General features: G+C 43.4%; 27 protein-coding genes, 1 tRNA gene and 1 other RNA gene. 20 read left to right on the top strand and 9 right to left on the bottom strand.

Going from position 1 to position 22,729, the window contains the following annotated elements; genetic code table 11:
• The 4 genes from BLV66_RS14005 (at position 1) to BLV66_RS13990 (ending at position 3,987) form a co-directional block, all read left to right on the top strand.
• Positions 1-74 (top strand) — tRNA-Pro (locus BLV66_RS14005).
• A gap of 503 nt (positions 75-577) precedes the next feature.
• Positions 578-1,039: a CtsR family transcriptional regulator gene (locus tag BLV66_RS14000; protein WP_086986510.1), complete on the top strand. Its 462-nt coding sequence runs from the start codon at positions 578-580 to the stop codon at positions 1,037-1,039.
• A 25-nt stretch (positions 1,040-1,064) separates the two neighbouring features.
• Positions 1,065-3,551: an ATP-dependent Clp protease ATP-binding subunit gene (locus BLV66_RS13995; protein WP_086986511.1), complete on the top strand. Its 2,487-nt coding sequence runs from the start codon at positions 1,065-1,067 to the stop codon at positions 3,549-3,551.
• Between the two features lie 100 nt (positions 3,552-3,651).
• Positions 3,652-3,987 (top strand): hypothetical protein, encoded by a 336-nt coding sequence (locus BLV66_RS13990; RefSeq protein ID WP_086986512.1) that lies wholly within the window; start codon positions 3,652-3,654, stop codon positions 3,985-3,987.
• Between the two features lie 62 nt (positions 3,988-4,049).
• On the opposite strand, the gene BLV66_RS13985 is transcribed toward BLV66_RS13990, so the two are convergent.
• Positions 4,050-4,949 carry a helix-turn-helix domain-containing protein gene (locus BLV66_RS13985; protein WP_086986513.1) on the bottom strand — a complete coding sequence of 300 codons (900 nt, stop codon included), beginning with the start codon at positions 4,947-4,949 and terminating at the stop codon, positions 4,050-4,052.
• A 135-nt stretch (positions 4,950-5,084) separates the two neighbouring features.
• Between BLV66_RS13985 and tadA the strand changes: the two genes are divergently transcribed.
• Together tadA and ffs are read left to right on the top strand one after the other, a co-directional pair.
• Complete coding sequence (gene tadA, locus BLV66_RS13980) at positions 5,085-5,600, top strand: tRNA adenosine(34) deaminase TadA (protein WP_086986514.1); 516 nt, start codon at positions 5,085-5,087, stop codon at positions 5,598-5,600.
• Between the two features lie 41 nt (positions 5,601-5,641).
• Positions 5,642-5,728, top strand: an RNA gene (ffs, locus tag BLV66_RS13975) — signal recognition particle sRNA small type.
• 83 nt (positions 5,729-5,811) lie between these two features.
• On the opposite strand, the gene BLV66_RS13970 is transcribed toward ffs, so the two are convergent.
• The 4 genes from BLV66_RS13970 to BLV66_RS13955 all read right to left on the bottom strand — a co-directional run bounded on the left by BLV66_RS13970 (position 5,812) and on the right by BLV66_RS13955 (position 8,506).
• The gene (locus tag BLV66_RS13970; RefSeq protein ID WP_086986515.1) at positions 5,812-6,201 is read right to left on the bottom strand and encodes a general stress protein; all 390 of its coding nucleotides are present in this window, start codon (positions 6,199-6,201) and stop codon (positions 5,812-5,814) included.
• A 61-nt stretch (positions 6,202-6,262) separates the two neighbouring features.
• Positions 6,263-6,607 (bottom strand): general stress protein, encoded by a 345-nt coding sequence (locus tag BLV66_RS13965; protein WP_086986516.1) that lies wholly within the window; start codon positions 6,605-6,607, stop codon positions 6,263-6,265.
• 122 nt (positions 6,608-6,729) lie between these two features.
• Positions 6,730-7,152, bottom strand: coding sequence for a hypothetical protein (locus BLV66_RS13960; RefSeq protein WP_086986517.1), 423 nt, complete (start codon positions 7,150-7,152; stop codon positions 6,730-6,732).
• On the bottom strand, positions 7,121-8,506 hold the full coding sequence (locus BLV66_RS13955) for a Y-family DNA polymerase (protein WP_086986518.1): 1,386 nt from the start codon (positions 8,504-8,506) through the stop codon (positions 7,121-7,123). The genes BLV66_RS13960 and BLV66_RS13955 overlap by 32 nt, the downstream gene beginning before the upstream one ends.
• Positions 8,507-8,969: 463 nt before the next feature.
• On the opposite strand from BLV66_RS13955, the gene BLV66_RS13950 reads away from it, so the two are divergent.
• From BLV66_RS13950 to map, 6 genes are all read left to right on the top strand, one after another.
• On the top strand, positions 8,970-9,173 hold the full coding sequence (locus BLV66_RS13950; RefSeq protein ID WP_086986519.1) for a hypothetical protein: 204 nt from the start codon (positions 8,970-8,972) through the stop codon (positions 9,171-9,173).
• A gap of 30 nt (positions 9,174-9,203) precedes the next feature.
• Complete coding sequence (locus BLV66_RS13945; protein ID WP_086986520.1) at positions 9,204-9,596, top strand: DUF3021 family protein; 393 nt, start codon at positions 9,204-9,206, stop codon at positions 9,594-9,596.
• A 38-nt stretch (positions 9,597-9,634) separates the two neighbouring features.
• The gene (locus tag BLV66_RS13940) at positions 9,635-10,027 is read left to right on the top strand and encodes a hypothetical protein (protein ID WP_093114573.1); all 393 of its coding nucleotides are present in this window, start codon (positions 9,635-9,637) and stop codon (positions 10,025-10,027) included.
• A gap of 58 nt (positions 10,028-10,085) precedes the next feature.
• Positions 10,086-10,265: a hypothetical protein gene (locus BLV66_RS13935; RefSeq protein ID WP_086986522.1), complete on the top strand. Its 180-nt coding sequence runs from the start codon at positions 10,086-10,088 to the stop codon at positions 10,263-10,265.
• 30 nt (positions 10,266-10,295) lie between these two features.
• Positions 10,296-10,883, top strand: coding sequence for a hypothetical protein (locus BLV66_RS13930; RefSeq protein ID WP_086986523.1), 588 nt, complete (start codon positions 10,296-10,298; stop codon positions 10,881-10,883).
• Between the two features lie 125 nt (positions 10,884-11,008).
• Entirely contained in the window at positions 11,009-11,752 is a 744-nt protein-coding gene (gene map, locus BLV66_RS13925) for a type I methionyl aminopeptidase (protein ID WP_086986524.1), read from the top strand.
• 121 nt (positions 11,753-11,873) lie between these two features.
• On the opposite strand, the gene BLV66_RS13920 is transcribed toward map, so the two are convergent.
• Positions 11,874-12,740, bottom strand: coding sequence for a DMT family transporter (locus tag BLV66_RS13920; protein ID WP_218131862.1), 867 nt, complete (start codon positions 12,738-12,740; stop codon positions 11,874-11,876).
• Positions 12,741-13,123: 383 nt separating this feature from the next.
• On the opposite strand from BLV66_RS13920, the gene msrA reads away from it, so the two are divergent.
• The 7 genes from msrA (at position 13,124) to BLV66_RS13885 (ending at position 19,422) form a co-directional block, all read left to right on the top strand.
• Entirely contained in the window at positions 13,124-13,672 is a 549-nt protein-coding gene (msrA, locus tag BLV66_RS13915) for a peptide-methionine (S)-S-oxide reductase MsrA (RefSeq protein WP_086986525.1), read from the top strand.
• Complete coding sequence (locus BLV66_RS13910; protein WP_086986950.1) at positions 13,656-14,477, top strand: MetQ/NlpA family ABC transporter substrate-binding protein; 822 nt, start codon at positions 13,656-13,658, stop codon at positions 14,475-14,477. Before msrA ends, BLV66_RS13910 begins: the two co-directional genes overlap by 17 nt.
• Positions 14,478-14,772: 295 nt before the next feature.
• Entirely contained in the window at positions 14,773-15,618 is an 846-nt protein-coding gene (locus BLV66_RS13905) for an FTR1 family iron permease (RefSeq protein ID WP_218131861.1), read from the top strand.
• Between the two features lie 300 nt (positions 15,619-15,918).
• On the top strand, positions 15,919-16,608 hold the full coding sequence (locus BLV66_RS13900) for a hypothetical protein (protein ID WP_086986526.1): 690 nt from the start codon (positions 15,919-15,921) through the stop codon (positions 16,606-16,608).
• 20 nt (positions 16,609-16,628) lie between these two features.
• Positions 16,629-16,868: an SHOCT domain-containing protein gene (locus BLV66_RS13895; RefSeq protein WP_086986527.1), complete on the top strand. Its 240-nt coding sequence runs from the start codon at positions 16,629-16,631 to the stop codon at positions 16,866-16,868.
• A 41-nt stretch (positions 16,869-16,909) separates the two neighbouring features.
• The gene (locus BLV66_RS13890) at positions 16,910-17,608 is read left to right on the top strand and encodes a triose-phosphate isomerase (RefSeq protein ID WP_176974291.1); all 699 of its coding nucleotides are present in this window, start codon (positions 16,910-16,912) and stop codon (positions 17,606-17,608) included.
• Positions 17,609-18,036: 428 nt separating this feature from the next.
• A complete protein-coding gene (locus BLV66_RS13885; RefSeq protein WP_425445313.1) occupies positions 18,037-19,422 on the top strand; it encodes a M24 family metallopeptidase in 1,386 nt (461 codons plus the stop codon).
• Positions 19,423-19,568: 146 nt separating this feature from the next.
• Here the strand turns inward: BLV66_RS13885 and BLV66_RS13880 are convergent, their stop codons facing one another.
• Entirely contained in the window at positions 19,569-20,264 is a 696-nt protein-coding gene (locus BLV66_RS13880) for a YjjG family noncanonical pyrimidine nucleotidase (protein ID WP_176974290.1), read from the bottom strand.
• Positions 20,265-20,341: 77 nt separating this feature from the next.
• On the opposite strand from BLV66_RS13880, the gene yeiL reads away from it, so the two are divergent.
• Entirely contained in the window at positions 20,342-21,013 is a 672-nt protein-coding gene (gene yeiL / locus BLV66_RS13875; RefSeq protein WP_086986530.1) for a transcriptional regulator YeiL, read from the top strand.
• 250 nt (positions 21,014-21,263) lie between these two features.
• Here yeiL and BLV66_RS13870 read toward each other — a convergent pair whose 3' ends face one another.
• Positions 21,264-21,641, bottom strand: a complete 378-nt coding sequence (locus BLV66_RS13870; RefSeq protein ID WP_086986531.1) for a RidA family protein — start codon at positions 21,639-21,641, stop codon at positions 21,264-21,266.
• A gap of 92 nt (positions 21,642-21,733) precedes the next feature.
• Complete coding sequence (locus tag BLV66_RS15850; protein WP_256327914.1) at positions 21,734-22,153, bottom strand: PucR family transcriptional regulator; 420 nt, start codon at positions 22,151-22,153, stop codon at positions 21,734-21,736.
• Positions 22,154-22,729 lie beyond the last annotated feature (576 nt).

The following is a 22,729-nucleotide window of genomic DNA, read 5'->3' as shown; positions in this document are numbered from 1 at the left end:
CGGGAAGTAGCTCAGCTTGGTAGAGCACTTGGTTTGGGACCAAGGGGTCGCAGGTTCGAATCCTGTCTTCCCGATAAATAAAAATAGATGCAGAAATCATTCCGATGGTTTCTGCATCTATTTTTTTGTGTGTTAACGTTGGCCAGCTTCACGGGTTAGCCCTTCGGAAAGGATAAAGGAACCCCTTGCCTCTGCGAGCCAAGGATACTGTTCGACTAACCTGCTGACGCAGGAAGTCTCTCAGCATATTGCGCTCTACGATGCTCAGTTGCATGGCATGATTTCCTAAATTTCTTTAAGGGCTGAACGAACCCGGTCAGCTTTTCTCATTGAAATATTGCCGTTTTTTATCTTTCAGTATATAATGAGGAACATTCTCGATAATTCTCTTGGAAATATTGAGGGAGTACGCTGTTGTAGAGGCAGTAGAGAGCAGTGTGGATGGGTTATCAGCTTTCTTGACTAGTTTACTGCAAACCCCCTCGGATAGCCCTTTCTATTTGACAGTTATGTAGGAATAGCATAATATAAATATATAATAGTCAAAATTAGTCAGGGGAAGGGAGGCGTCCATTCCATGCAGAGTCAGAACATGTCGGATATCATCGAAGCGTATATCAAAAAGATTCTGAATGCAGAAGAGCAGATTGAAATCAGAAGGAATGAAATGGCAGATCGTTTCCATTGTGTACCTTCACAAATCAACTATGTCATCAATACCCGTTTTACGGAACAGCAAGGCTACTCGGTCGAAAGCAAACGCGGCGGTGGCGGCTATATACGTATTATGAAGGTGAAAATCCTGGATCAAGCGGAATTGTTGGATAAGCTGATCGCGATAGTAGGCGAAAGTATCACCCAGAAAGATGCGTTTGCGGTAACTCAAAATCTATACAGTCGCGGTATCATCACGAAACGCGAAGGAAACCTGATGTTGTCGGTATTGGATAAGTCACTTGCCCCATACACAGGCGAACACGAAGAAAGAATACGAGCCCTGCTGTTGCGGAATTTCTTGAACAGCTTGCGCTTTGAATAGATAGCCCGTAGAGGAGGCGTTAAAAATGGATGAATTATTTACAGAAAAAGCCAGCCAAGTATTGTTGTTGGCAACAGAAGAAGCGCACAAATTTAAGCATCAATCCATCGGAACGGAGCATATGCTTCTCGGACTAGTACGAGAACAAGAAGGCATTGCCGGAAAAGTGTTGCGTGGATACGATATTGATGAGGAAGGAGTCCGTGAAGAGATTGTCCATCTGACCGGTTTCGGCCAAATGAACACGGAAGACTTCAATGCGCCGTTGCCATTTTCTCCTCGGGCAAAAAAAGTCATTATGTATGCGACAAACGAAGCGCACAAATTGGGGGTTCCGTTAGTAGGAACCGAACACCTTTTGTTGGGCTTGTTGAAAGAAGAAATTCTGGCAGTAAAAATCATCAAAAATCTGCAGATCGATCCGAATTTGCTGCGTAAGTCTCTTTATGAGAAACTGGGCATCAAACAACCGACAAAGCCGGATATGCGTTCAGCCAAAAAGACGGAGAAAGTGGAAGAGGGAACGCCGACTTTGGATTCCTTGGCCCGCAATCTGACGGAATTAGCCCGGGAAAACCGTATGGATCCGATCGTAGGCCGCGACAAGGAAGTCCGACGCATCATGCAGATCGTTTCCCGCAGAACAAAGAACAATCCCGTTTTGGTAGGGGAACCTGGTGTCGGCAAGACTGCCATCGTGGAAGGTTTGGCACAGAAAATTGTAGCCGGAGATGTTCCGGATACACTGGCGAACAAACGCATCATGATGTTGGATATGGGTTCGTTGGTGGCCGGTACGAAATACCGCGGTGAATTCGAGGAAAGAATGAAAAAAATCATTGACGAAATCTACAATGACGGCAATGTCATCCTCTTCATCGATGAGTTGCACACCTTGATCGGTGCAGGCGGAGCGGAAGGGGCGATCGATGCCTCCAATATCCTGAAACCGGCATTGGCAAGGGGTGAACTGCAGACAATCGGTGCCACCACCCTTGATGAGTACCAAAAATATATCGAAAAAGATGCGGCGTTGGAAAGACGTTTCGCACCTATCCATATCGATGAGCCCACTCCGGAGGAATCGGTTGAGATCATGCGTGGCTTGCGTTCCCGTTATGAGGAGCACCATGGCGTGGAAATCACTGATGAGGCGCTGAAAGCCGCTGTCCAGTTATCCGTGCGCTACATCACTTCCAGAAGATTGCCCGACAAAGCGATCGATCTGATTGATGAATCCGCGGCGAAAGTCCGTTTGGATGTCACACACGGGGATACGCCAATCGGGAAAATCGAGTTGGAAATCGCGAAGTTGTCGAAAGACAAAGAGGAAGCTATCCTGAATCAGGACTTCGATAAAGCTGCCCGCATCCGTAAACGCGAAATGACGAAGAAACAGAAATTCCAAAAAATGGTGGAACAACAGGCTCAAACGATTACGCACTACGATCTGAAGGTGACTGAGAACGACGTAGCCGAAGTGGTAGCTTTATGGACCGGGATTCCGGTCAACCAGATGGAGCAGAAGGAAAGCGACCGTTTGATGAGGTTGGAAAAAGTGTTGCACGAACGTGTCATCGGCCAATCCGAGGCGGTAAGTGCAGTGTCCCGTGCAATCAGACGTGCACGTTCCGGGTTGAAAGACCCGAACCGTCCGATTGGTTCGTTCCTTTTCCTAGGGCCTACTGGTGTCGGAAAAACAGAGCTGGTGAAAACACTAGCTGAAGCGATGTTCGGGACAGAGGATGCCTTGGTTCGCTTGGATATGTCCGAATACATGGAAAAATATAGTACGAGTCGTCTGATCGGCTCTCCTCCCGGCTATGTCGGTTATGATGAAGGTGGCCAGTTGACGGAAAAAATCAGACAAAAACCTTACTCGGTCATTCTTCTCGATGAGATTGAAAAAGCCCACCCGGATGTCTTTAATATCCTCCTACAAGTGCTCGATGACGGTCATTTGACTGATTCAAAAGGACGGAAGGTCGATTTCCGCAACACGATCTTGATCATGACTTCCAACTTGGGTGCAACGGCTTTGCGTGATGAAAAATCGGTCGGATTCGCGGCGAAGGACCTCAAGCATGACTATAAAGCGATGGAGAAACGCATCCGCGAAGAGCTGAAGAACAGTTTCCGTCCGGAGTTCCTGAACCGTATCGACGAAACAATCGTCTTCCATTCCTTGGAGAAAGACGAGTTGCATGAAATCGTCAAATTGATGGCAAACGGCATCGTGAAACGCTTGAAGGATCTTGATATCCATGTGCGCATCACGCCTGCAGCCATCGATGTCATCGCAAAAGCCGGTTTCGATCCGGAGTACGGTGCACGTCCGATCAGACGTGCGATCCAAAAAGAGATCGAAGACAAATTGAGTGAAGAAATGCTGAGTGGCTTGATCAAATTCGGCGATACCGTCACGATCGGCGCCCAAAAAGGCAGCATCAGAATCTCTGTGAAGCCCGCCAAGGCAGAAAATAAAGACAAAAAAGTGCCGGTAAATTCTTAAGAGCAGCAGATCCTCATTTGGGAGACAGGGTTATTGTTCGGTTATCGCTTCCGTTTATGTTAAAATATAGTTACGGAAGTTAGAGGAGGGAACTAATAAAATGAAGAATTCTAAAAAAGCATTGTTGATCGGTTTGGGTGCTACAGCAGCGATTGCGGCAATTGCTGCAGCTTTGGCATACGAGGAAGAAGCAGTGGACAAAATCGGCTCCTATTTGAACCGTCAACGCATGAAGAGCTTCGTGAAGGACCATCTGAAAGGCAGCCAAAAATTTTTGAAGGCAATCGAGGATTTGACTGATGATGAAATCGACGGATTCTTGCGTGTTGTGGATAGAGCTGGCGATTGGAAAGAATCAGCAATGGACCTGTTCTCTGATTTTAAGGAAAAAGCTAGCGATGTAAAAGACAGCGTAGGCGACAAGTTGCATAGATAAGAATAGATAAGAATTGAAAAAGACTGTCAGAACCGGGGGAATCCCTGATTCTGGCAGTCTTTTTAGTTAGTATAAGGAATGGCAACTACGTTGATGGCGAGATAAGCCAAGGCCAGGTCGTCCATGCTTTTCAATGCCAAGCCAGTCACATCAAAAAAGCGGTCGATTCGGTACTGAAGGGTATTGCGGTGTAGATAGAGGTCGGCTGCTGCCTTCGACAGGTTCCCTTGATTCTGCCACATGGCTGTGATCAGTTCGTGTGTGCCGTCGACGGAACCGATCGTGGTCTGCAAGGCTTGCAGCACTAAATTCTGGTTCCCTGATTCCGAGATGAAATAAGGAAGCGCGATCGCGGCCAGCGTGATGATCTTGCTGCCTTTGGCGATCGTTCGGCTGGCAGCGAATATTTTTCTTTCCTCCTCGAAAAGGAGCGGTAGGCGGGCGTCGACAGGCCAACGTTGGCCTAGATACAAGTCGGTCCGCAAGCTGAAGTCATCATCCAGAATATCGAGCACCGCCGCCAATTCCTCATCGATGCAGTAGGGTTCCGGGCTGTCGAGAATGAAGACACCGCTTTTGCCGTTCAAAAAGAAGCATTCGCGGACAAGTGGCAATGTCTGACTGACGGCATCGAGCCACAGTGTCTGATCGAACGACCCGGCGTCCTCTTCCCGGTAGGAGAGGTTGAACTGGAGCAGTTGGGTCTGCGCCAGTCCGGTAGGAATTTCGGTCGTCTGCCCCAACAGAAACTGGGCCCAAGGATTCTTCGGGACTTCGGATGTCGTCTTGGCCTCGTTGAGCAGCAACTGCTTCAAAAGGGCTTTTTCGCGTCCGCTCAGTGTATGTTCAGGAATATGCAGCCATTTGTTCTGGAAAGGCAGCGTGAAGTAAGCTGGCCCGATATTGGCCGCGGTCGTTATTTGGGCTTCAGGGAATAGTTGTTGGAGTTCGTTTTGATTCAAACTTTCACCTCATTTGTAGGCTGGTTTTTAGCTTTGAAAGGCTTTTCATCCATTTTAGCATTATTATCGTTAATTTGCTAAAAAAATATGAAATATGCTATGATTAAAGAATCAAAAGGGACGAGGTATTTGAAGATGGATGAGTTGAATAAAGAGTATATGCGGGAAGCCATCAAGGAGGCGGAGAAGGCTGCAGCTATAGGGGAAGTGCCAATCGGGGCGGTGGTCGTCTGGAAGGGTGAAATCATCGGGCGTGGGCATAATGAACGCGAAGTGACGAATGATGCGACGACGCATGCGGAAATGACGGCAATCAGGGAGGCCAATGCGTTCAAGAAAAATTGGCGCCTCGAGGAAGCGGAGCTCTATGTGACCTTGGAGCCATGCCCGATGTGCTGCGGGGCGATCCTGTTGTCGCGGATCAAGAAAGTCTATTACGGTGCATCCGACCTGAAAGGCGGTACGGCAGGCACTTTGATGAACCTGCTACAGGATGAACGCTTTAACCATCAGAGCGAAGTGGAGCGGGGAGTTCTGGAGGAAGAATGCCGGATGCTGCTGCAGGATTTTTTCCGCGCGCTGCGCAAAGAACGGAAGGAAAACAGCCGCAAGCATCTCCGCGAACATATGCAGGAAGAAAACAAAGGCTAGCTTTTTCTTTTTGGCTATGGTATGATAAGAAATGCCGAAAGGCCTTATCGCAATGGCGATCTTATGAATTGAGTCAGATCCGGAAGGAAGCAGCTATAAGTAGGTATCGCCATGTGCTATAAGTTAATATAACTTAAATAAAGAAGCAGGAAAAACCGTTTTGACGGTTTGCCTGCTTCTTTTTTGCTTCGACTTTGTTTGGGTTCTCTCGCTAAACTGGATGCTGCTGTTCCGCACCGTCAACGATGATCAAAATATTACCTTCCTCCAATTCGGAGAAGTATCCTTGCATCTTGCGCTCCTGCTCTTCTTCCTGTTCCGGTGACAACTGCGGATAAGGATGCTGAGGGGAGGGTTCGTAGAGAGCTTCCTCATCGAAGGACGGGTAGAGCGGGGCGAGTTCCTTCCAGCCGGCATTCTCATCGTGTCCTGTTTCGGTGATGACTTCAATACCGGTCTCTTTAGCCAACCGCTCTTTTTTACCCGGTGAGTTGGTCACCAACAGGAGATCCGTTTCCTTGTGCCCTTTTTCGAGGAGTATTTTTACGGCTGTTTCCACAGCTTCGACGGTCGCATACGAGCCTGCCACAAATTTTGACATGCAATCTCATTCCTTTCTTGTTTCATGATTTTACAGAGTTGCTTGATGGGGTAGGAATCCACTATTCGTCCGCTTCCTTTGTGATGATGGCGATGCTGCCGCTTTCGATGGCAGCGATGTGGTCCGCAAGAAAGTCCATGCCGTCGGGGAAAGTCCCGGTTCTATTCTGGAAAGCTTCGTATTGCTTCAGGTTAAAGAGATCGTGGACCTTCTCCAATAACGAATGGCTTGAGAAAATCGCACCGTCCGCGCCGCGAAGATCCCAATTCTCCAATATGGCTTCTTGGTAGGCATTGTTCGTCACCAATGTGATCTGTTCCTTCGTGTAGCCTTTCTTATGCAGTTCCTCAACCGCCCGTTTGCACTCCTCAATGGAATGAACACTGGTGCGAATGGTATAGGTCATGATGATGTCCCCCTTATCAAGAGAAAAGAAAGCGTTCTCTTTTGATTTGAGTATAAGCCTTTGCATCAAAAAAAACAACAATCGTCCTATCCGTGCCGTTCGCGTACCGCTTTCCTTTTGGATCAGTATTGATTTTGTTTGAACACGGCCACTCTGGACCATTTGTCCTGGTACAGAATATGCATATTCCGGATGCGGTCGAGCGGAACCCATGCTTCGCCGATCAGGATTTCATCCTCTCCGCAATAGCCCTTGAAAAAGCCTTCAATGGACTCTGTTTGACGCCCGAAGTGATCTTTTCGGTTCAATTGGACCGATACACGGCGATTTTTTTTCAAGGCTTCCTCCAAGGTTTCATCGATTTCCGCAGGACTCAGCTGTGGGAGAATCGGGATATCCTTCAAGGCTTCCTCTTTTCCTGCAGAGATGGACTTCACCAGTTCATCCATTGCGTAGGCCGTTACCCATTTCATCATGCCGCGGTCATGGTAGTCGTTGTAATCCTCAAATACCTTATCCGTCCTTTTTTTTGGTTCTTTCAGCATTTTCTTCCCCTTCCTCCAATCCGGCCATGCCGCCCGCGTGGCCGCCCACCAACGAGCTGCGCGCGATCGCACGGCCACCTTCCAACAGGCTGACTGCCCGCACGAGTGAGCGGAATCCGTATTTTTTGCGGATCGAATCTACAATCAGATCCTTTTTTTGCTCTTTTACTTGTTCGTCAGGCTCGTGAAACAGATCCAGCTGCAGAAAATCCGTGTAAATCAGATTTCCGGCACCCACGCCGACATTCCGGACTGATTGGTCTTTGTAGTGCTGGTCAAAAATCATCAAGATATGGGCGACGAACTCACTCGAGGCGTTGGTGGGCGGGATCTTCAGTTGCTGATGGAAGCCGGTCCAGCCCAGCTGATCGATGTAGTTGATACTGTAGCCGATGCTCAGACTCACAAGCTGGGCCTGGGCTCCGGATTTCCGCAGGCGCGTCGCCACTTGGTCGGCCATTTCGATCAGGACGATCTCGATCTCCGAGCGCACCACATAATCCTTGTTGAGTACCTGTGAATTGCCGATGGATTTAGAGCTGACTTTGACGCTATCCCCCAGAAAGCTGCGGTCGATTCCCCAACTGTGGGCGTACAACTGCGCGCCCATGACACCGAGCTTGCTCTTCAAGTCATAGTAATTGGTGTGCGCCAAGTCATAGATCGAGGAGATGCCCAACCGGTTGAGCCGCAGTTGGGTCCGTTTGCCGATTCCCCAAAAATCGGTCATGTCAGGGATCTTCCAGACGGTTTCGGGAATATCCGGATAACGCCATTCCGCAATCATGTCCGGCTGATGCTTGGCCGCGTTATCGAGTGCTAGTTTGGCCAGCAAAGGGTTATCGCCGATGCCGATTGTGGTGTAGATGCCGGTCGTCTGCAGAACGTCCGCCTGGATGAGTTTGGCCATTTCGTAAGCCGATTTTTTGCCGAAGAGTTTCTGGGCTCCCGTGATATCGACAAAGCTCTCGTCAACCGAATAGACATGGTGGTTCGCTTCGTCCGCGTACTTCTTGTAGATGTTGTTGATTTCGGTATTTTTCTGCATGTACAGCCGCATTTGCGGCGCTGCAATCACCAGTCCTGGCGGATAGGGGAAGGGCAAGTCTCTGGCCCGGCTGATGTTGGATATCCCGTAAGCCTTTTTGGCAGCCGGAGAGGAGGCCAGAATCAATCCACTGCCGCGCTCTTTCGGATCGGCTGAGGGATAGCTCATAACAACTAATTTTGTTTCGAGCGGATGCAGCCCGCGCCTGACACATTCCACGCTCGCATAGAAGGATTTGCAGTCGATGCAAAGAATGTCGCGACTGGGTTCCTTCGCATAATCAAAAACCAATTCCGTTTCATACATAAAAACCGTCTCCAATCTCTATGTCCTTATTATACGAACGTACGTTTGTTTTTGTAAAGCGAACAAGGAAAGATATTTGGGAAAAATGATAAAATACAGGAGAAGGAGCAATCTTTTATGTTTTTGTTGGGATAAATTATAATTTTTTGATATATAATTATAGGTGATTAACAGTTAGGGTAAATTAGAATGAGGTATTGATCTATTTTGTAATTCTCTTTCTTGGTTGATGCTGATTGAGGTTATGCATCAAAACTATCCGAACAAAGAAAGTTATTGCGCCAAGTATGGAAAATTAAGAAGAATCAATAATATTCTGCAATCATAAAGGAACCGAATGTATAAAGTTGGTTAATTTGAAAAACTAATTATCAATGAGATAATGATGGCGTAGAATACATGACGGTGAAATAGGCGTACGGATTATTCAGGTTGAAAATTATGAAATAGGAGATGAAACAATATGTCAGCTACTAACCAACCAGGAGGCTTTTTGATTTATGGTGGCTTTTTATTGGCCATAGTCGGCCTGCTCTTTTTTCTTTATAAAAAAGTCAAAGCAACACAAAATGTGCAGCAAACCCGTCTGGTCTTGGTTGCTTTGATCGGAGCCATCATCATAGCAACACTATTCTGGATTCCGATATTTTTCATAGTAGGGAATTGATTCAAGGGGTACTTGCGAAAGGGGATAAAAATGAAGCTTTTCTTAAAAGGATTGATCAGGGGAACTCTTCCATTTGCTGTAATGTTGTCAATGTATGCATGGAATAATTTTCAGGGGAGAGCAGCCGATGCGAAGGCTTTTCTTTTTTATGGATTCATGGCTTTGTTTTTGGGACTGGCAAGCATCATATACGAAATAAAGCAGTGGAGCTTCCGAAAGCAGATTATTGTTCATTACCTGACGATGCTGGTTACGGTCTTTCCGTTGCTCTTGCTGAGTGGCTATCATAAGACCGGCTCTTTTGGAGCTGTATTCCATGTATTTTTATTGTTCAACAAGGTGGGGATTATTCTCTTTGTAACGACATTTATCATTTCCAAAGTACGCAACAGCCTTATAAATTTAAAGCAAACGGATCTCTAAAACTGAACCCTTGTATTTGAAAGAAAGTAGGTGGATGGATGAGTACGCGAGACAATCAGAAAAAGTACGATGACAAAAGCAATGTGGACAATTCCATTTATTCTAAGGTCAATATTGGACAGGGCGCAAATAATAAGTTTGACAGCCCGAACCTCATGCATTCTGGAGGGAGTATGAACAATCCCGATGAGCAGGTGCATCAAAGGAGCAGCTCTTTAGCTACGGTCATCTATTACGTGGTCGGCAGTATCAACTCTGCCGCGACAGTATTTGCAGGGATGCAGATTTTTCACGATTACTTCTATGGCGAGGGTCTCAACAAGTTACTCCCTTCTCTACTGTTGCTATTCGGATCTTTGGCTATAGGGTTTTTCTGCGCCAAACTGATTATGAAAAAATTAGTGCCATTCAAAAAAAAAATAATCCACTAAAGCTTCTAATTTTTATCCACAGAAGATAATCTAAACAGATAGGATGGTGTTGGAAATAATGAAAAAGACAATGGTAACAACCCTATTTTTCCTTTCAAGTCTTCTGGTATTGAGTGGGTGTGGCGGCTTCACTTCCACCACGAGTGTCGTGGAGTCGATCGGGAATGCGTCTAAGAAGAACGCGGAACTGGACAATGCCCGTTTTGAGACGCTCTACTCCATGGAGGGTGCCGCTTAGCCACTCGACCAAAGCTCGGAAGGGGCCTTCGTGAAAAAAGCGGAGTCTGATTATGGGTGGTATCAGAAGACTTCATTCGCGGGAGCAAATACTACAGAAATAGCTCAGATAGGTGGCAAGCAGTATCAGAAAATCAGTGTACCTGGCCAATCGAAAATGCAATGGGTGGAGGTTTCTTCAACTGGATTTGCTTTACAAGAACTTTTGCGCTCGCTCTTTGAAAATGAGATAGTGGAAGCGGAGATTGCGGAGAGCCAAGTTGAGGAAACCGGAGGCCGCACGGAATATACCCTCACCATGAACGACGCTTATGCCGAGAGGATAAAAGTGAAAAATGTGGAAGCGATCCAGCAGAACATCGACGAATTGAAACAGAACGACGAAGAAGCGCTAGTCAACGAGGAAATGGGAACCCTTCTCCAGGAAATTGAGGAGACAGACTACCAAGACATCACCATCACCTATGAAATCAATGAGGAAGATTTCCTGACGGCTGTCCACTACGAATCTACCGTTGTGCCTCCGACTGGGGAGTCCTACACCATGGTCAGCAGTTTCTCCCTTACGGAATATAATCTGGATGATACAGGAGACCTGTTGCCTCAAATTGCAGAGTGAGGAAATCCGGAAAAATAATTAACATTCCATAAATAAGCTCTATCAATGGAGAAAAATCTGTTCCGTTTGTGATAGAATCTAACGGGAACGATAAACATAGAATGATTTAAAAGTGAGGATACAAAATGATTGCAAAGACGGAAGAAGATTTTAACGGATTAAAAGAAATTGGCGGCATTTGTGGAGCGATCCGCGATGAAATGGTCCAAGCAACGAAACCCGGCATCACTACAAAAGAGCTTGATGACATTGCCAAGGCGCTTTTTGAAAAAGCAGGGGCGCAATCGGCACCAAAAGGGGAATACAATTTTCCTGGGTATACGTGCATCAGCGTAAACGAAGAAGTAGCACACGGGATTCCGAGCGATCGGATTATTGAAGAAGGGGACCTTGTGAATATCGATGTTTCGGGTTCCAAAAACGGCTATTTTGCGGATACCGGCATTTCCTTTGTTGTTGGGAAGGGCGATGTCGTTTTGAAGAAATTATGTGACGTTGCGAAAGAAGCATTCGACGCGGGACTTGCGAAGGTAAAACCGGGCGCAAAAACAAGCAACCTCGGAAAAGCGGTACACAACGTGGCGAAACGGCATGGTTTGACTGTCATCAAGAATCTTACGGGACACGGTGTTGGACGCGCAATTCACGAAGCACCGGACCATATTTTCAATTACTACTCGCGCTGGGATGACGAAATTTTGAAAGATGGCATGGTCATTGCTTTTGAGCCTTTTATCTCAACATTCGAAGAGGAAGTTTTCCAAGTTGAAGATGATGACTGGACCTTCTTTACAGAAGAAAGCATGGTTGCCCAATACGAACATACGATTATTGTGACAAAGGAAGGACCGATCATTACCACGCTTTAAGAGCTTTGAAACGCCAATAGGCGGATTTGCGGGGCAATGACAAATACTTGCATCAGAAAAAGCACAGATTAATTTCTGTGCTTTTTTGCATACTATTTCAGCTCTATGTGACCTCAGGTAATCATGTATTCGATTTTTTAAATAATAGCAAGCCCACAAATATCATCGACCCACCTACATATGTCGCCAAGGTAGGGATCTCTCCCATGATGAGGAAACCCATCAAAGCAGCCAACAACGGGGTAACAAACATATAATTCGTTACATCGCTTGTTTTTTGCGCCATAGTCAGTGCTTTTGCCCATAACATATACGCAAGCGCACTCGGGAAAATACCAAGAAAACCCATCACAAACAATTGCTGAAGAGGGGCGTTTCTGAATTGCACTGCCGCATCCGGTAAATACCACAGCAGAAATAGCGTTCCGGCAAAAACGCTGTAAGCTGTTGATTGCAGTGGAGAATATTTTTTCAGTAAAGAACGTTGAAGAAGATTATAGCCGCTGATGCAAACAGCTGCTCCTAGCATCCATGCGATGCCTGCGTTCACCGAAAGGATGCCGTTCCATAATGTCAAAATCAGAATCCCGATAAACTCTATGATGATTGCCATCCACCCCAAGAGCCTGATATTTTCCTTGAAAATGATTCGGGCGAACAGAGCAGTAAGGATAGGTGCGGATGCGATGACGACACTACCCGTCGCTGCTGTCAGTGATTTGGATGCTTGGTTGAAGGTGATCATATATAGCGCAAAGCCTAAAATGCCGGCTAACAGGAATTTAGGAATATCCTTTTTTTTCGGGAGGCCAATTTTTTGGAAAATTCCAATCAAAATAAACAATAGCGAGGCAATCACATAACGGAGAACGCCTATCGCTTCTGAAGTGTAGTAAGTCAGCGCGATTTTTGTAAAAACAAATGCCGATGCCCACAGCAGCACTGTAACAAAAGCATAAATTTGAGCCATATTCTTTGTATTTTGCATTTTTACCTCTCTGTCTTGAATGTACAATGCACTCTGGTGAAAATCCATTCATCTTCATAAACTCTTTTTTCGGTATATTTATAGGATAATTTAATTATATGAAAAGTCAATGCTTTTCAAATCGTCCGACTTTGATCAGATAAACAGAAGCCAACAGTTCTGAGAAGGATCTTTTCCTCGAATGGGCTGAATTCATTTTGTCCGAAGGGGTGAGTGGCGAAATTATAGGGTGCAAAGCAAAGCAGCATTTCTAAAATGCGCATCGTTCGGAAAAATCGATCATCATTGATCGTTTTTGTATAGCTATTTAAAAGCAACTTATTGTTATATAATGAAAAAACGTTATAAATTGGCGAAGCACCATTTTGGGGGAGAATAAGACTATGTCCAAAGAAATTGCAACACTTGCCGGAGGTTGTTTCTGGTGTATGCTTGAACCGTTTGATGAAAAAACTGGGATCGAATCCGTTGTTTCAGGATATACGGGAGGTTTCAAAGAGAATCCGACGTATGAGGAAGTTAAGGCGGGAGAAACCGGACACACGGAAGCGATCCAGATCGCTTTTGATAACAGTGTGATTTCTTACGAGGAGTTGTTGGGTATTTACTGGCAACAAACGGATCCGACAGATGCCATGGGGCAATTCATGGATCGTGGGTCGTCGTACCGTCCAGAAATCTTTTATCATTCAGAAACACAGAAAGAAATTGCGGAACGCTCTAAAGAGAATCTGAAAGGCAAACTGGCAATCGATGCGTCAATCGTCACTCAAATTTCTCCTGCAAGCACCTTCTATCCTGCTGAAGAGTATCATCAGGATTTTTATAAAAAAGAAGGAAACCATGAGCGAATGATACCCTTGGAAGAAGACAGACAAAATCGCTTAAACGAAGTATGGGGAGATGTGGATAATGATGAAAAGAACAGTTAAAGGTTTATTTACTATAGGGGCTGCTGTATTGTTTCTCGCGGCTTGCGGACAAGAAGCGGCTCAAGAAGATATCAGAACAGTAAAAATTGGCGTTGTTGGGGAACGTAATGAGGTGTGGGAGCATGTTCAAGAACAACTCGAAGAAAATAACGAGCCTGTAAGAATCGAACTGGTAAAATTCACGGAGTATGTTAAACCGATTCAAGCTTTGGAAGAGGGCGAAATTGATTTGCACTCGGCTTTGACTGAAATTTATATGGAGCAAGTGAATGAAGATGCTGGATACAGTAATACGACTATCGCTTATACGACACTAAATCCGATGGGGCTTTTTTCTGAAAAACACACATCTATAGATGAAATACCGGATGGAGGGGAAATCGCGATACCAGATGATGTTTCAAATGAATCCAGAGCATTGTTGTTATTGCAAACTGCCGGCTTGATCGAATTGGATCCAGCGAAGGGCTTATTACCTACCGTAAATGACATCATTTCAAATCCGAAGAGCCTGAAATTCACTGTCCTGGCTGCCAATCAAACTGCTCGCGCGATGACGGATGTCGATGCCTCCGTAGTCAATAATGACATGGCTGCTGATGCAGGCTTGGTGCCTACTGAGGACGCTATTTTCCTGGAACCTGTGGCTGAATCCTCCAAACCCTATTATAATGTGATTGCTTCTCGAGAAGATGAAACCGAAGATCCTGATTTTCAAATTATCGTCGATTATTATCAAACTCCTGAAGTCGAAAAAATCATAGATGAAGTCACCAAGAAATCGTCTATACCCGTTTGGGAATAAATACAAAACAGCTCCAAATCGGGAATGACAGCTTTCATTGATTCAGCAGTGACTTAGAAAGTTACGCAACAAAAGGCAGGTATTATGCAGCTCAAAGAAGATGATCTCGATAAGCAATCGGGGTCATCTTCTTTGATTTTTTCTGACAATGCCTCCGATAGGACGATATCTTTGAAAATTAGAATTTTCTCATTGACAAGTTAAACAGATGCATCCATAATGATGTAAGTGAGAATCATTCTCAGTTGCGTTGCGATAATACGGCCTGGACTAATACGTTTAAAGGAGAATTAATATGGATACATTTCTACCCGCGTTCATCATGGGTTTTAGGGAAGGCCTGGAAGCATTCCTGATCGTCAGCATCATTCTTCAATACCTGAGGAAAAGCAAAAATGAATCTTTGCGGAAATATGTTTACTACGGGACAATCAGCGGCATTGTTGCTTCGCTCGGTATCGGAGGCATTCTTTACATCCTGTCCAAAGCGATCGACAGAATGGATGAAGTGGCAAAATTATGGGAAAGCGGAGCAAGCTTCGTTGCGTTGGCATTGGTGACTACGTTTATTTACTGGATGATCAAGCACGGCCGAAACATGGTCTCGACTGTGGAAAGCAGTGTTAGCCAAAATTTGTCTGCCTTCGGGATTGCCAGCGTTGCTTTCATAATGGTGGCGCGTGAGGGGGTAGAGGTTGCAATCTTCACTTTTGCCGGACAATACGCCATCGCAGCCCTGTTTACAGGTATCGCAGCAGCTTTAGTGTTGGCAGTCCTGATCAATCATTCGCTGGTGAAAGTCAATCTAAGGATTCTGTTCAATATCACATTGGCCTATCTGATCCTCCAAGCCGGTTTTTTGCTTGGTTACGGTATCCATGAAGGGCTATCCGCTCTCGGATCAATGAACCTATTATCCAGCGAGAGTCCATTGTTCATAAAAGCCTTTGACCTCTCCGAGACCATTTTTTACCATAAAGAAGGACTGCTTGGCTTGCCTCTGTATGTCCTGTTCGGATGGTATTCAAAGCCGGAAATACTTCAATTCATTCTGCAATACCTCTACACAGGCTCGCTTTTCTACATTTGGCGCAGGGAAATAAAAAAAGAAACGAGCAAATTAACTTCGTTCGCGCAATAGCATAAACTCAATGACAACTTGCATTCAGATGCAGCAAACTTAAATAGGACAGGACTGAAATCACGCAATGATTTCAGTCCTGTCCTATTTTTTGTTGCAGGCATTGATGGAGATAGACTATATCCATTTATAATATAGAAGTTAGAATTGGCGTTTAGTAATCGAGGGCCCTATAATTAACACTGTAGGGCGCAACTGGCTGCCACGGGTCTCAGCAAGCGTAATTTATCACACTGTCTAAAGAAGAGGTGCCAATCCTGAAATCACTTTGAATGCTTATCGGAGAAAGTAGGCTAGGACATGAAAAATAAGCAGCAATTAGTGTGGGGTGTAATCCTACTGGGTGCAATTGCCATACTGATTGGGTACAGCATTTGGTTGTTTATGTTCGCAAAAAGTGCTGAGACAGTCATTTCCAATCAAGGGTATTACAACAGTGGTATGATGGGCGGAAGAGTCAACAGCAATCAGAGCAGCAGCAATGAAAAATTGACGCCGGACCAAGTTCTGGCGGATGTCGAAAATTATTTGAAGGTTTATGGAAATAACCTTGAAGTGGCGGATATTTTTGTCTTCACCGATGCGGATTACTATGTTTCTGTGGAAGAGAAAGATACCGGTAGAGGGGCGATGGAACTCTTGGTCAATCCTTATACGGGTCAGGTTTATCCCGAGCCAGGGCCTAACATGATGTGGAACGAGAAATACAGCATGATGATGGGAGACTCCTTACGTTACAATGCGAACGCAACGTATACGGCAAATGTGAACCGGACCGAAGCAGTCAAAATTGCAGACGATTTTGTGAAGAGCCAATTTGGGGAAACATTTTCGGTTCCGGGTGACGGGCACGCGTTTTATGGTTATTACACATTTCATATCGAGGAAAATGACAAAGTAATCGGGATGCTGAGTGTCAATGACCGTACAGGAGAAGTCTGGTCCCATGATTGGCATGGTGAACTTGAACAAGTGATTTCTGAACATTAGCAGAAGGGGAGCGGAAAAAAATGATGAATTATTACGGATATAACATGATGGGTGGATGGGGAATTTTCATGATGATCATCCTGGTAATCTTAATAGTTATCATCGTATATGCGGTGATGAAACTAGTCCAGGGAGGCAGTAATGCTGGCACAACTTCAAATGGCCGAGATGAGGCACTTGAAATCCTTAATCAGCGTTATGCAAAAGGAGAATTATCGGACGAAGAGTACCAACAAAAGAAGAAAATATTGAAAAGTTAGTTAGGGAAATCCGAGCATTTGTTAAATGAAAGGAGAAAATCATGGTGAAAACTAATATCCGTACACCATTTTTTGTTTTTAACCCCAAATCCTATTTGTTTGGAGAAAACTTATTGGAGCTAGTCAGAGAAGCAGATACATTAGCAGAAGAATTTCCAATCTCAATTTTAGTAACCGCTCCCTTTGCCGATATTGCAGCCGTTGCATCAAATTCCAAAAATATTATTGTGACAGCTCAGCATTTAGATGGTATTAATCCGGATAAAGGAATGGGTCATGTGTTACCCGAATCACTTTATGAAGCAGGTGCACGTGCTGTATTTCTAAATCACGCTGAACGGCCCTTGACTCTGAATGGGTTAGCTAAAGCAATTGCGCGCGCAGCTGAACTTGAAATGATAACAATTGTATGTGCAGATTCGATTGCAGAGGCAAAGGCAATCACAATGCTAAGTCCCGATATTGTTCTGTGTGAACCTTCCGAGTTAATTGGTACCGGTAAAACAAGCGATGAGAGCTATATTAAAGAAACAATCGAAGCTGTTAAGAGTCTTAATCCGAATGTATTAGTTATGCAAGCAGCTGGAATCAGTACGGCAGATGATGTCTATAGAACAATTTTGCTGCACGCTGATGGAGTTGGATGTACCAGTGGCATAGTGAAGGCAAAAGACCAAAAAAAAATGCTGAGAGATATGGTCGAGGCGACTGTAAAAGCATCGAATGAAAATAACAAATAAGGAAATGAGACCCTATTATTTGAAAGAGCAAAACAATTTCCGACGGGTGTACAGAGTAATGCTATTGATTATAGAACCCTTTTTCTTAGTGCATAGGTTAGACAGTAATAGTCATAATCTAAAAGTAGAGATCATAAGAAGGGAGAGAAGGGTAGGTTATGTACTATCCATCAACGATTACAATTTGGTCCTACAGCATGGTAGGTTTAGAAGGATTCGAGGAAAGAACATGTTATATTCCTCATTTCTGAAAACCAAAAAGTAAACGGTGATAGGTATCAGCATGATAAGAAATAAGCGTGAAAATTTCTTGACTCAGTAACGGCTACTTTGCGGATACTGGCATTTCCTTTGTTGTTGGGAATGCGGAAGTTGAATTAAAAGTGGCATAGAGGCTATTATCAAAGATGAAAAAGGAGAATAGTATGCTGAACAGAAAAATTACATTAGAGCGTATACCCGAGCCGCAAGCGTTCGAGAGCGTCGCCCCAATCTTTTTAAATGCTGAAACGATTACTGAACGAAAACAAAAACTGTTGCAGAGAATGAGTGAAGAAAACGTTGAAGCTTTGGTTATTTACGCGGATAAAGAGCATGCCGGCAATTTTGAGTATTTAACCGGCTTTATTCCCCGTTTTGAAGAGGGCCTGTTAGTTGTCGAAAATCCAGAGAAGTTTACCTTGATTCTTGGCAACGAGAATTTAAAGCTATGTGCGCATTCACGTGTTTCGGCAAATTTGATTCATTACCCACAATTCTCATTACCTAACCAGCCCATGGAGAATGAAAAAACACTCGAATCCATATTCCTTGATTTGGATATCGGCAAAAAGAAACGGATCGGCGTTATTGGTTGGAAAATGTTTACAACTAAACAAAGCAATCCATCCACACTGTTTGATGTGCCGTACTTTATCGTAGATGCCCTCAAAAATACAATCCCAGTAGGGTGTGATTTAGTTAATGGTGCGTATTTGATGATTGGGGATAACGGTGCTCGGACTACAAATAACGCTAACGAAATTGCGCATTATGAATATGGTGCTAACTTGTCATCGCGCTGTATGTTACGTGCGATGAATGCTATTGATCCGGGCTGCAAAGAAACAGAAATCGGAAATCTATTGAACGCCGATGGACAGTATAATTCAGTTGTGACGATTGCAGCGGCAGGACAGCGTTTTGAATTTGCCAATATATATCCCACTCACAAAGAAGTTCAATTGGGCGATCCCATGTCTCTGACCACCGGCTTCAAAGGTGGTTTATCAAGTCGGACCGGGTTTGTGGTTGAGCAAGCAGAGCAACTTCCCGATACGCAAAGAGATTATTTGGAAGTCGTAGCAAAACCTTATTTCGCAGCTGTAGTAAGTTGGCTGGAAGACATAAAAGTTGGAATGGCCGGAAATGAACTGTATCAGATTATCGAAGCTGTTTTTCCTAAAAGTAAATATCACTGGCACCTGAATCCAGGGCATCTTACATCGGATGAAGAATGGATGTCCTCCCCAATCTATGCAGATTCTTCTGAGAAACTGAAAAGTGGCATGATTCTGCAAATTGATATCATTCCGTCGGTTCTAGGGTATGCAGGGGTGAGTGCCGAAGAGTGCGTAGCTATAGCCGATGAAAACCTCCAGCATGAAATACAAAAATCCTATCCGGAATTATGGGAACGTATTTCTGTCAGACGGAACTATTTAACAACTGTATTGAATATTAACCTAAGTGCGGATGTGCTACCTTTATCCAACACAGTTGCGTATTTGCGACCATTTTATTTAGCGAAAGAAAAAGCTTTAAAGGTGGAATAGAGTATCCGTCTTTTTTCCTGGAATTTCAGCAGAAGCTAAGTTTAGATTCAAAATGGACAATTAAATGAAGAATGCCTCTCGATAAGTTTATCGGGAGGCATTCTTCATTTCTGATCCGTATCTCCGTGGCAAAATTCCCCTCAACCTTATGCTTCTAATAATGCTGCTATTTCCATTAAATTTGATACGGTGTACGTGCTCTTGGGTGCTAATGGCTCAGGTTGATTTTTGTTACGGTTGAACCAGACACAGTCCATACATATATTGAGAGCCCCTTTGATATCTGAGGACAAGCGATCCCCGATTATTAAAAATTCTTCTTTATGGCTTGTGTTCAAAGTATCAAAAATATGTTGAAAGAAAAGAGCATTCGGCTTTTCATACCCAATTTCTTCGGATATAAAAATATCTTCAAAATAGCCTTTTAGATTGGAATCTGCTAATCTTTTTCTTTGCGTACTGCCTACGCCGTTTGTTCCAATATATAATTTGTATCCTTGCCCACTTAATGTGTCCAATAATTCAGTTGCGTGGGTAATGGTTGAATGCCCTTGGTTTAAATGCTCACGGTACATCGCCTCAACTTTTGATCCGCTCTCATCTATCTGAAATTCTTTCAAAAATAAGGAGAAGCGTGTTTTTAAAACTTTCTCGCGAGAAATTAATCCCTCTTCTAATTGAGACCACAAACCATCATTAATACCCGTATAACATGCAATAGTCTGTTTGTTGTAGGGCAATTTATAGAATGTAATAATTTCTTTTAAAGCCTGTTCTTCTGTGTCTTGAAAATCAAGTAGTGTATCATCTAAATCAAAAATGATATGTTTATATTTATTCATTCTTATCCACCTCTTCTTTGTAATATATCCCATATCAGAATATAATAATAGGAGATATATCATAGTGAGGTGACAAATTGGAGAAGATTCGTCTAATAGAGTATGCTGAACAATCTGTCGATGTGTACAGAAGCTTGCAAGCAATTTTTCCGGAAGCAATTTTACATCAAGCTTACATTTGCAAATTTTCCTGCAATGAATATATTGTGCGTTTTAATGAAGATATTCGCTGCTTATTTTTATTGTTGGATGGGAGGGCAAAGATCTATTTAGTGCATGAAAATGGAAAACGCGCACTGATTCAGTTTCTAAAGAAAGATGATTTTATTGGTGAATTATCTTTAATTGAGGTAGAAAACAATTTAAAAGATGTTGTGGCTATAAATGACTGTACGTGCCTGGTGATTCCGTTAACCTCAGCGAAAAAACATCTGCTGGAGGATAATGCTTTTCTTCTTCATTTATCAAAATATTTAGGTGATAAATTGCTTAAGAGAACAGATCATTACACAGCTATGCAAGATTATGAACTCAAAAATAGATTAGCAAAATACATGCTTCAAATTGAAAATGACGGCTATTTTCAAGAAAAACTTACGGAGACAGCGGAATATGTGGGGGTAAGCTACCGACATTTGCTATACACGCTCAACAAATTCCGTGAAGAAGGATTATTGGAAAAAAGAGGCAGACAATATTTCATCGTCAGTAAAGAAGAGTTGGAAAAATTAAGTTTGAAAACCAATTGATACACCAGCCAAAATTTCCACTAGCGAAGTAGAAGTCACCACTCGGCAAAATAGACGATTAAATCAACAACACCTCGAATATAATGAGTAAGCACACGAGCGGGCTTGTTCATTATATTTGAGGTGTTGTTTGCTTTGTTTTTATTAATCGCTCGATAGAGTGATGTTCCTAAGAATCCCCCACCTCTAAGTGGTAGCGTAGGTGGGCTCAGGTACTATTCTGCCAACTCCTAAAGAGTAATAATGAGCGTTATCTTTTTGCTACAACTTCTATTTCGATATCTGCCTTAAGTGGCAATTCGAGAACTGCAACACAAGTCCTGGCAGGATAAGGTTCTGTAAACTTTGTTTTATAAACTTCGTTCATACCCTCGAAATGCTTCATACCTGTAAGATAGACATTTGCCTTTACAATGTTAGCTTCTGTAAGATTCATTTCTTTCAAAATCCTGTTGATATTCTTGAAACATTCTTCCGTTTGTTCTTGAATAGTCAAAACCTGTTTTTCCAGCGTCAAAGAATTTTTAGCAGTCTGTCCCGATACATATATATATTCTCCTGCATCTATCGCATGAGAATAAGGTCCTGAACTCATGACATCTTTTGCAGTATAAGCTTGTCTTTTCATGATGATAGTCTCCTTTGGGTTTGTTTTGTCAATGGTTTCTGTTTGATTATAGCATATTGTATATAAATATATTGAATAGTTGGTGCACCGAGCTATGTGTACTTTGCATATAGCTTTAAAGCTAATTGTAACGACAGGGTATGATTAGCATCGCTGAAATCATAATTGAGAATATCTTTGATCCTATCTAATCGGTACAAGAGCGTATTGCGATGAATGAATAAATCCCTTGAGGCAGACGCAATGTTATGATGGTTTTTCAAAAAGACATCCAGCGTTTCCAATAAATTCGAATTATTTTCTTGATCATACGCAATGAGGTGATGTAGAAAATAATCTATAAATGCCGAAGAATCCGGATCGGATATTTGCTTAACCAAAAAGGCTTCTAAATACAAATCATTTAGAAAATAAATTCCATTCCTGTCATCGGAAAGAGATTTGAGGATATTTTCGGCCTCATCGTAGCTCTTGTTCACAGATAATAACGGTTGCGTAGACCCAATAACCATCGCGGATTGAAATGTGTTTGAGAAGCGTTCTTCTAAAAACAACTTCAATTTCTTTAGAATGGTAGTTTGCTGTAATTGTGAGGAGCGAGTATCTAGTTTCTTTTCAGTACCTAGAATTCCGACCAGTTGATGTCCGCGTTTAAAGAGATGGAAGGGTAAAAAATTGGACTGAGTATACTTTTGGCAAGCACTCAAAATCTGTTCCATGGTTTCTTCTTCTCGACGGAGTTCCAGAACAGACTTGTTTTTTATTTCAGGAAAACGAATGGTGAAGATGCAAGCTGCATAATTCAATTCGTAGTCTAGGGTCATGTTCAGTTGTTTTAATTCCTCTAAAGTTTTGAAATTTCCAGCGAGTAAATCAGATAAAAAGTCTCTATAAATACGATTTTCAATGCGATTTTTTTCTTTTTGATGAACAATTTCCAGCGCTAAAGACATCGTACAACTCTCTATTGCAATATAGTCCATATTCAATAGAGGGCGGTCGCTTACATACACGATCACATAACCATAGTGCGTCTGGTTAAAGTAGATAGGCGTGATGCAGCAGAGTATTTTTTTATTATTCTTCTC

It is taken from the genome of Trichococcus collinsii (genome assembly GCF_900107505.1).
GTDB lineage: Bacteria > Bacillota > Bacilli > Lactobacillales > Aerococcaceae > Trichococcus > Trichococcus collinsii.
Note: the sequence above shows the minus strand (reverse complement) of the source record. Positions and strands in the feature narration are given on the sequence as shown.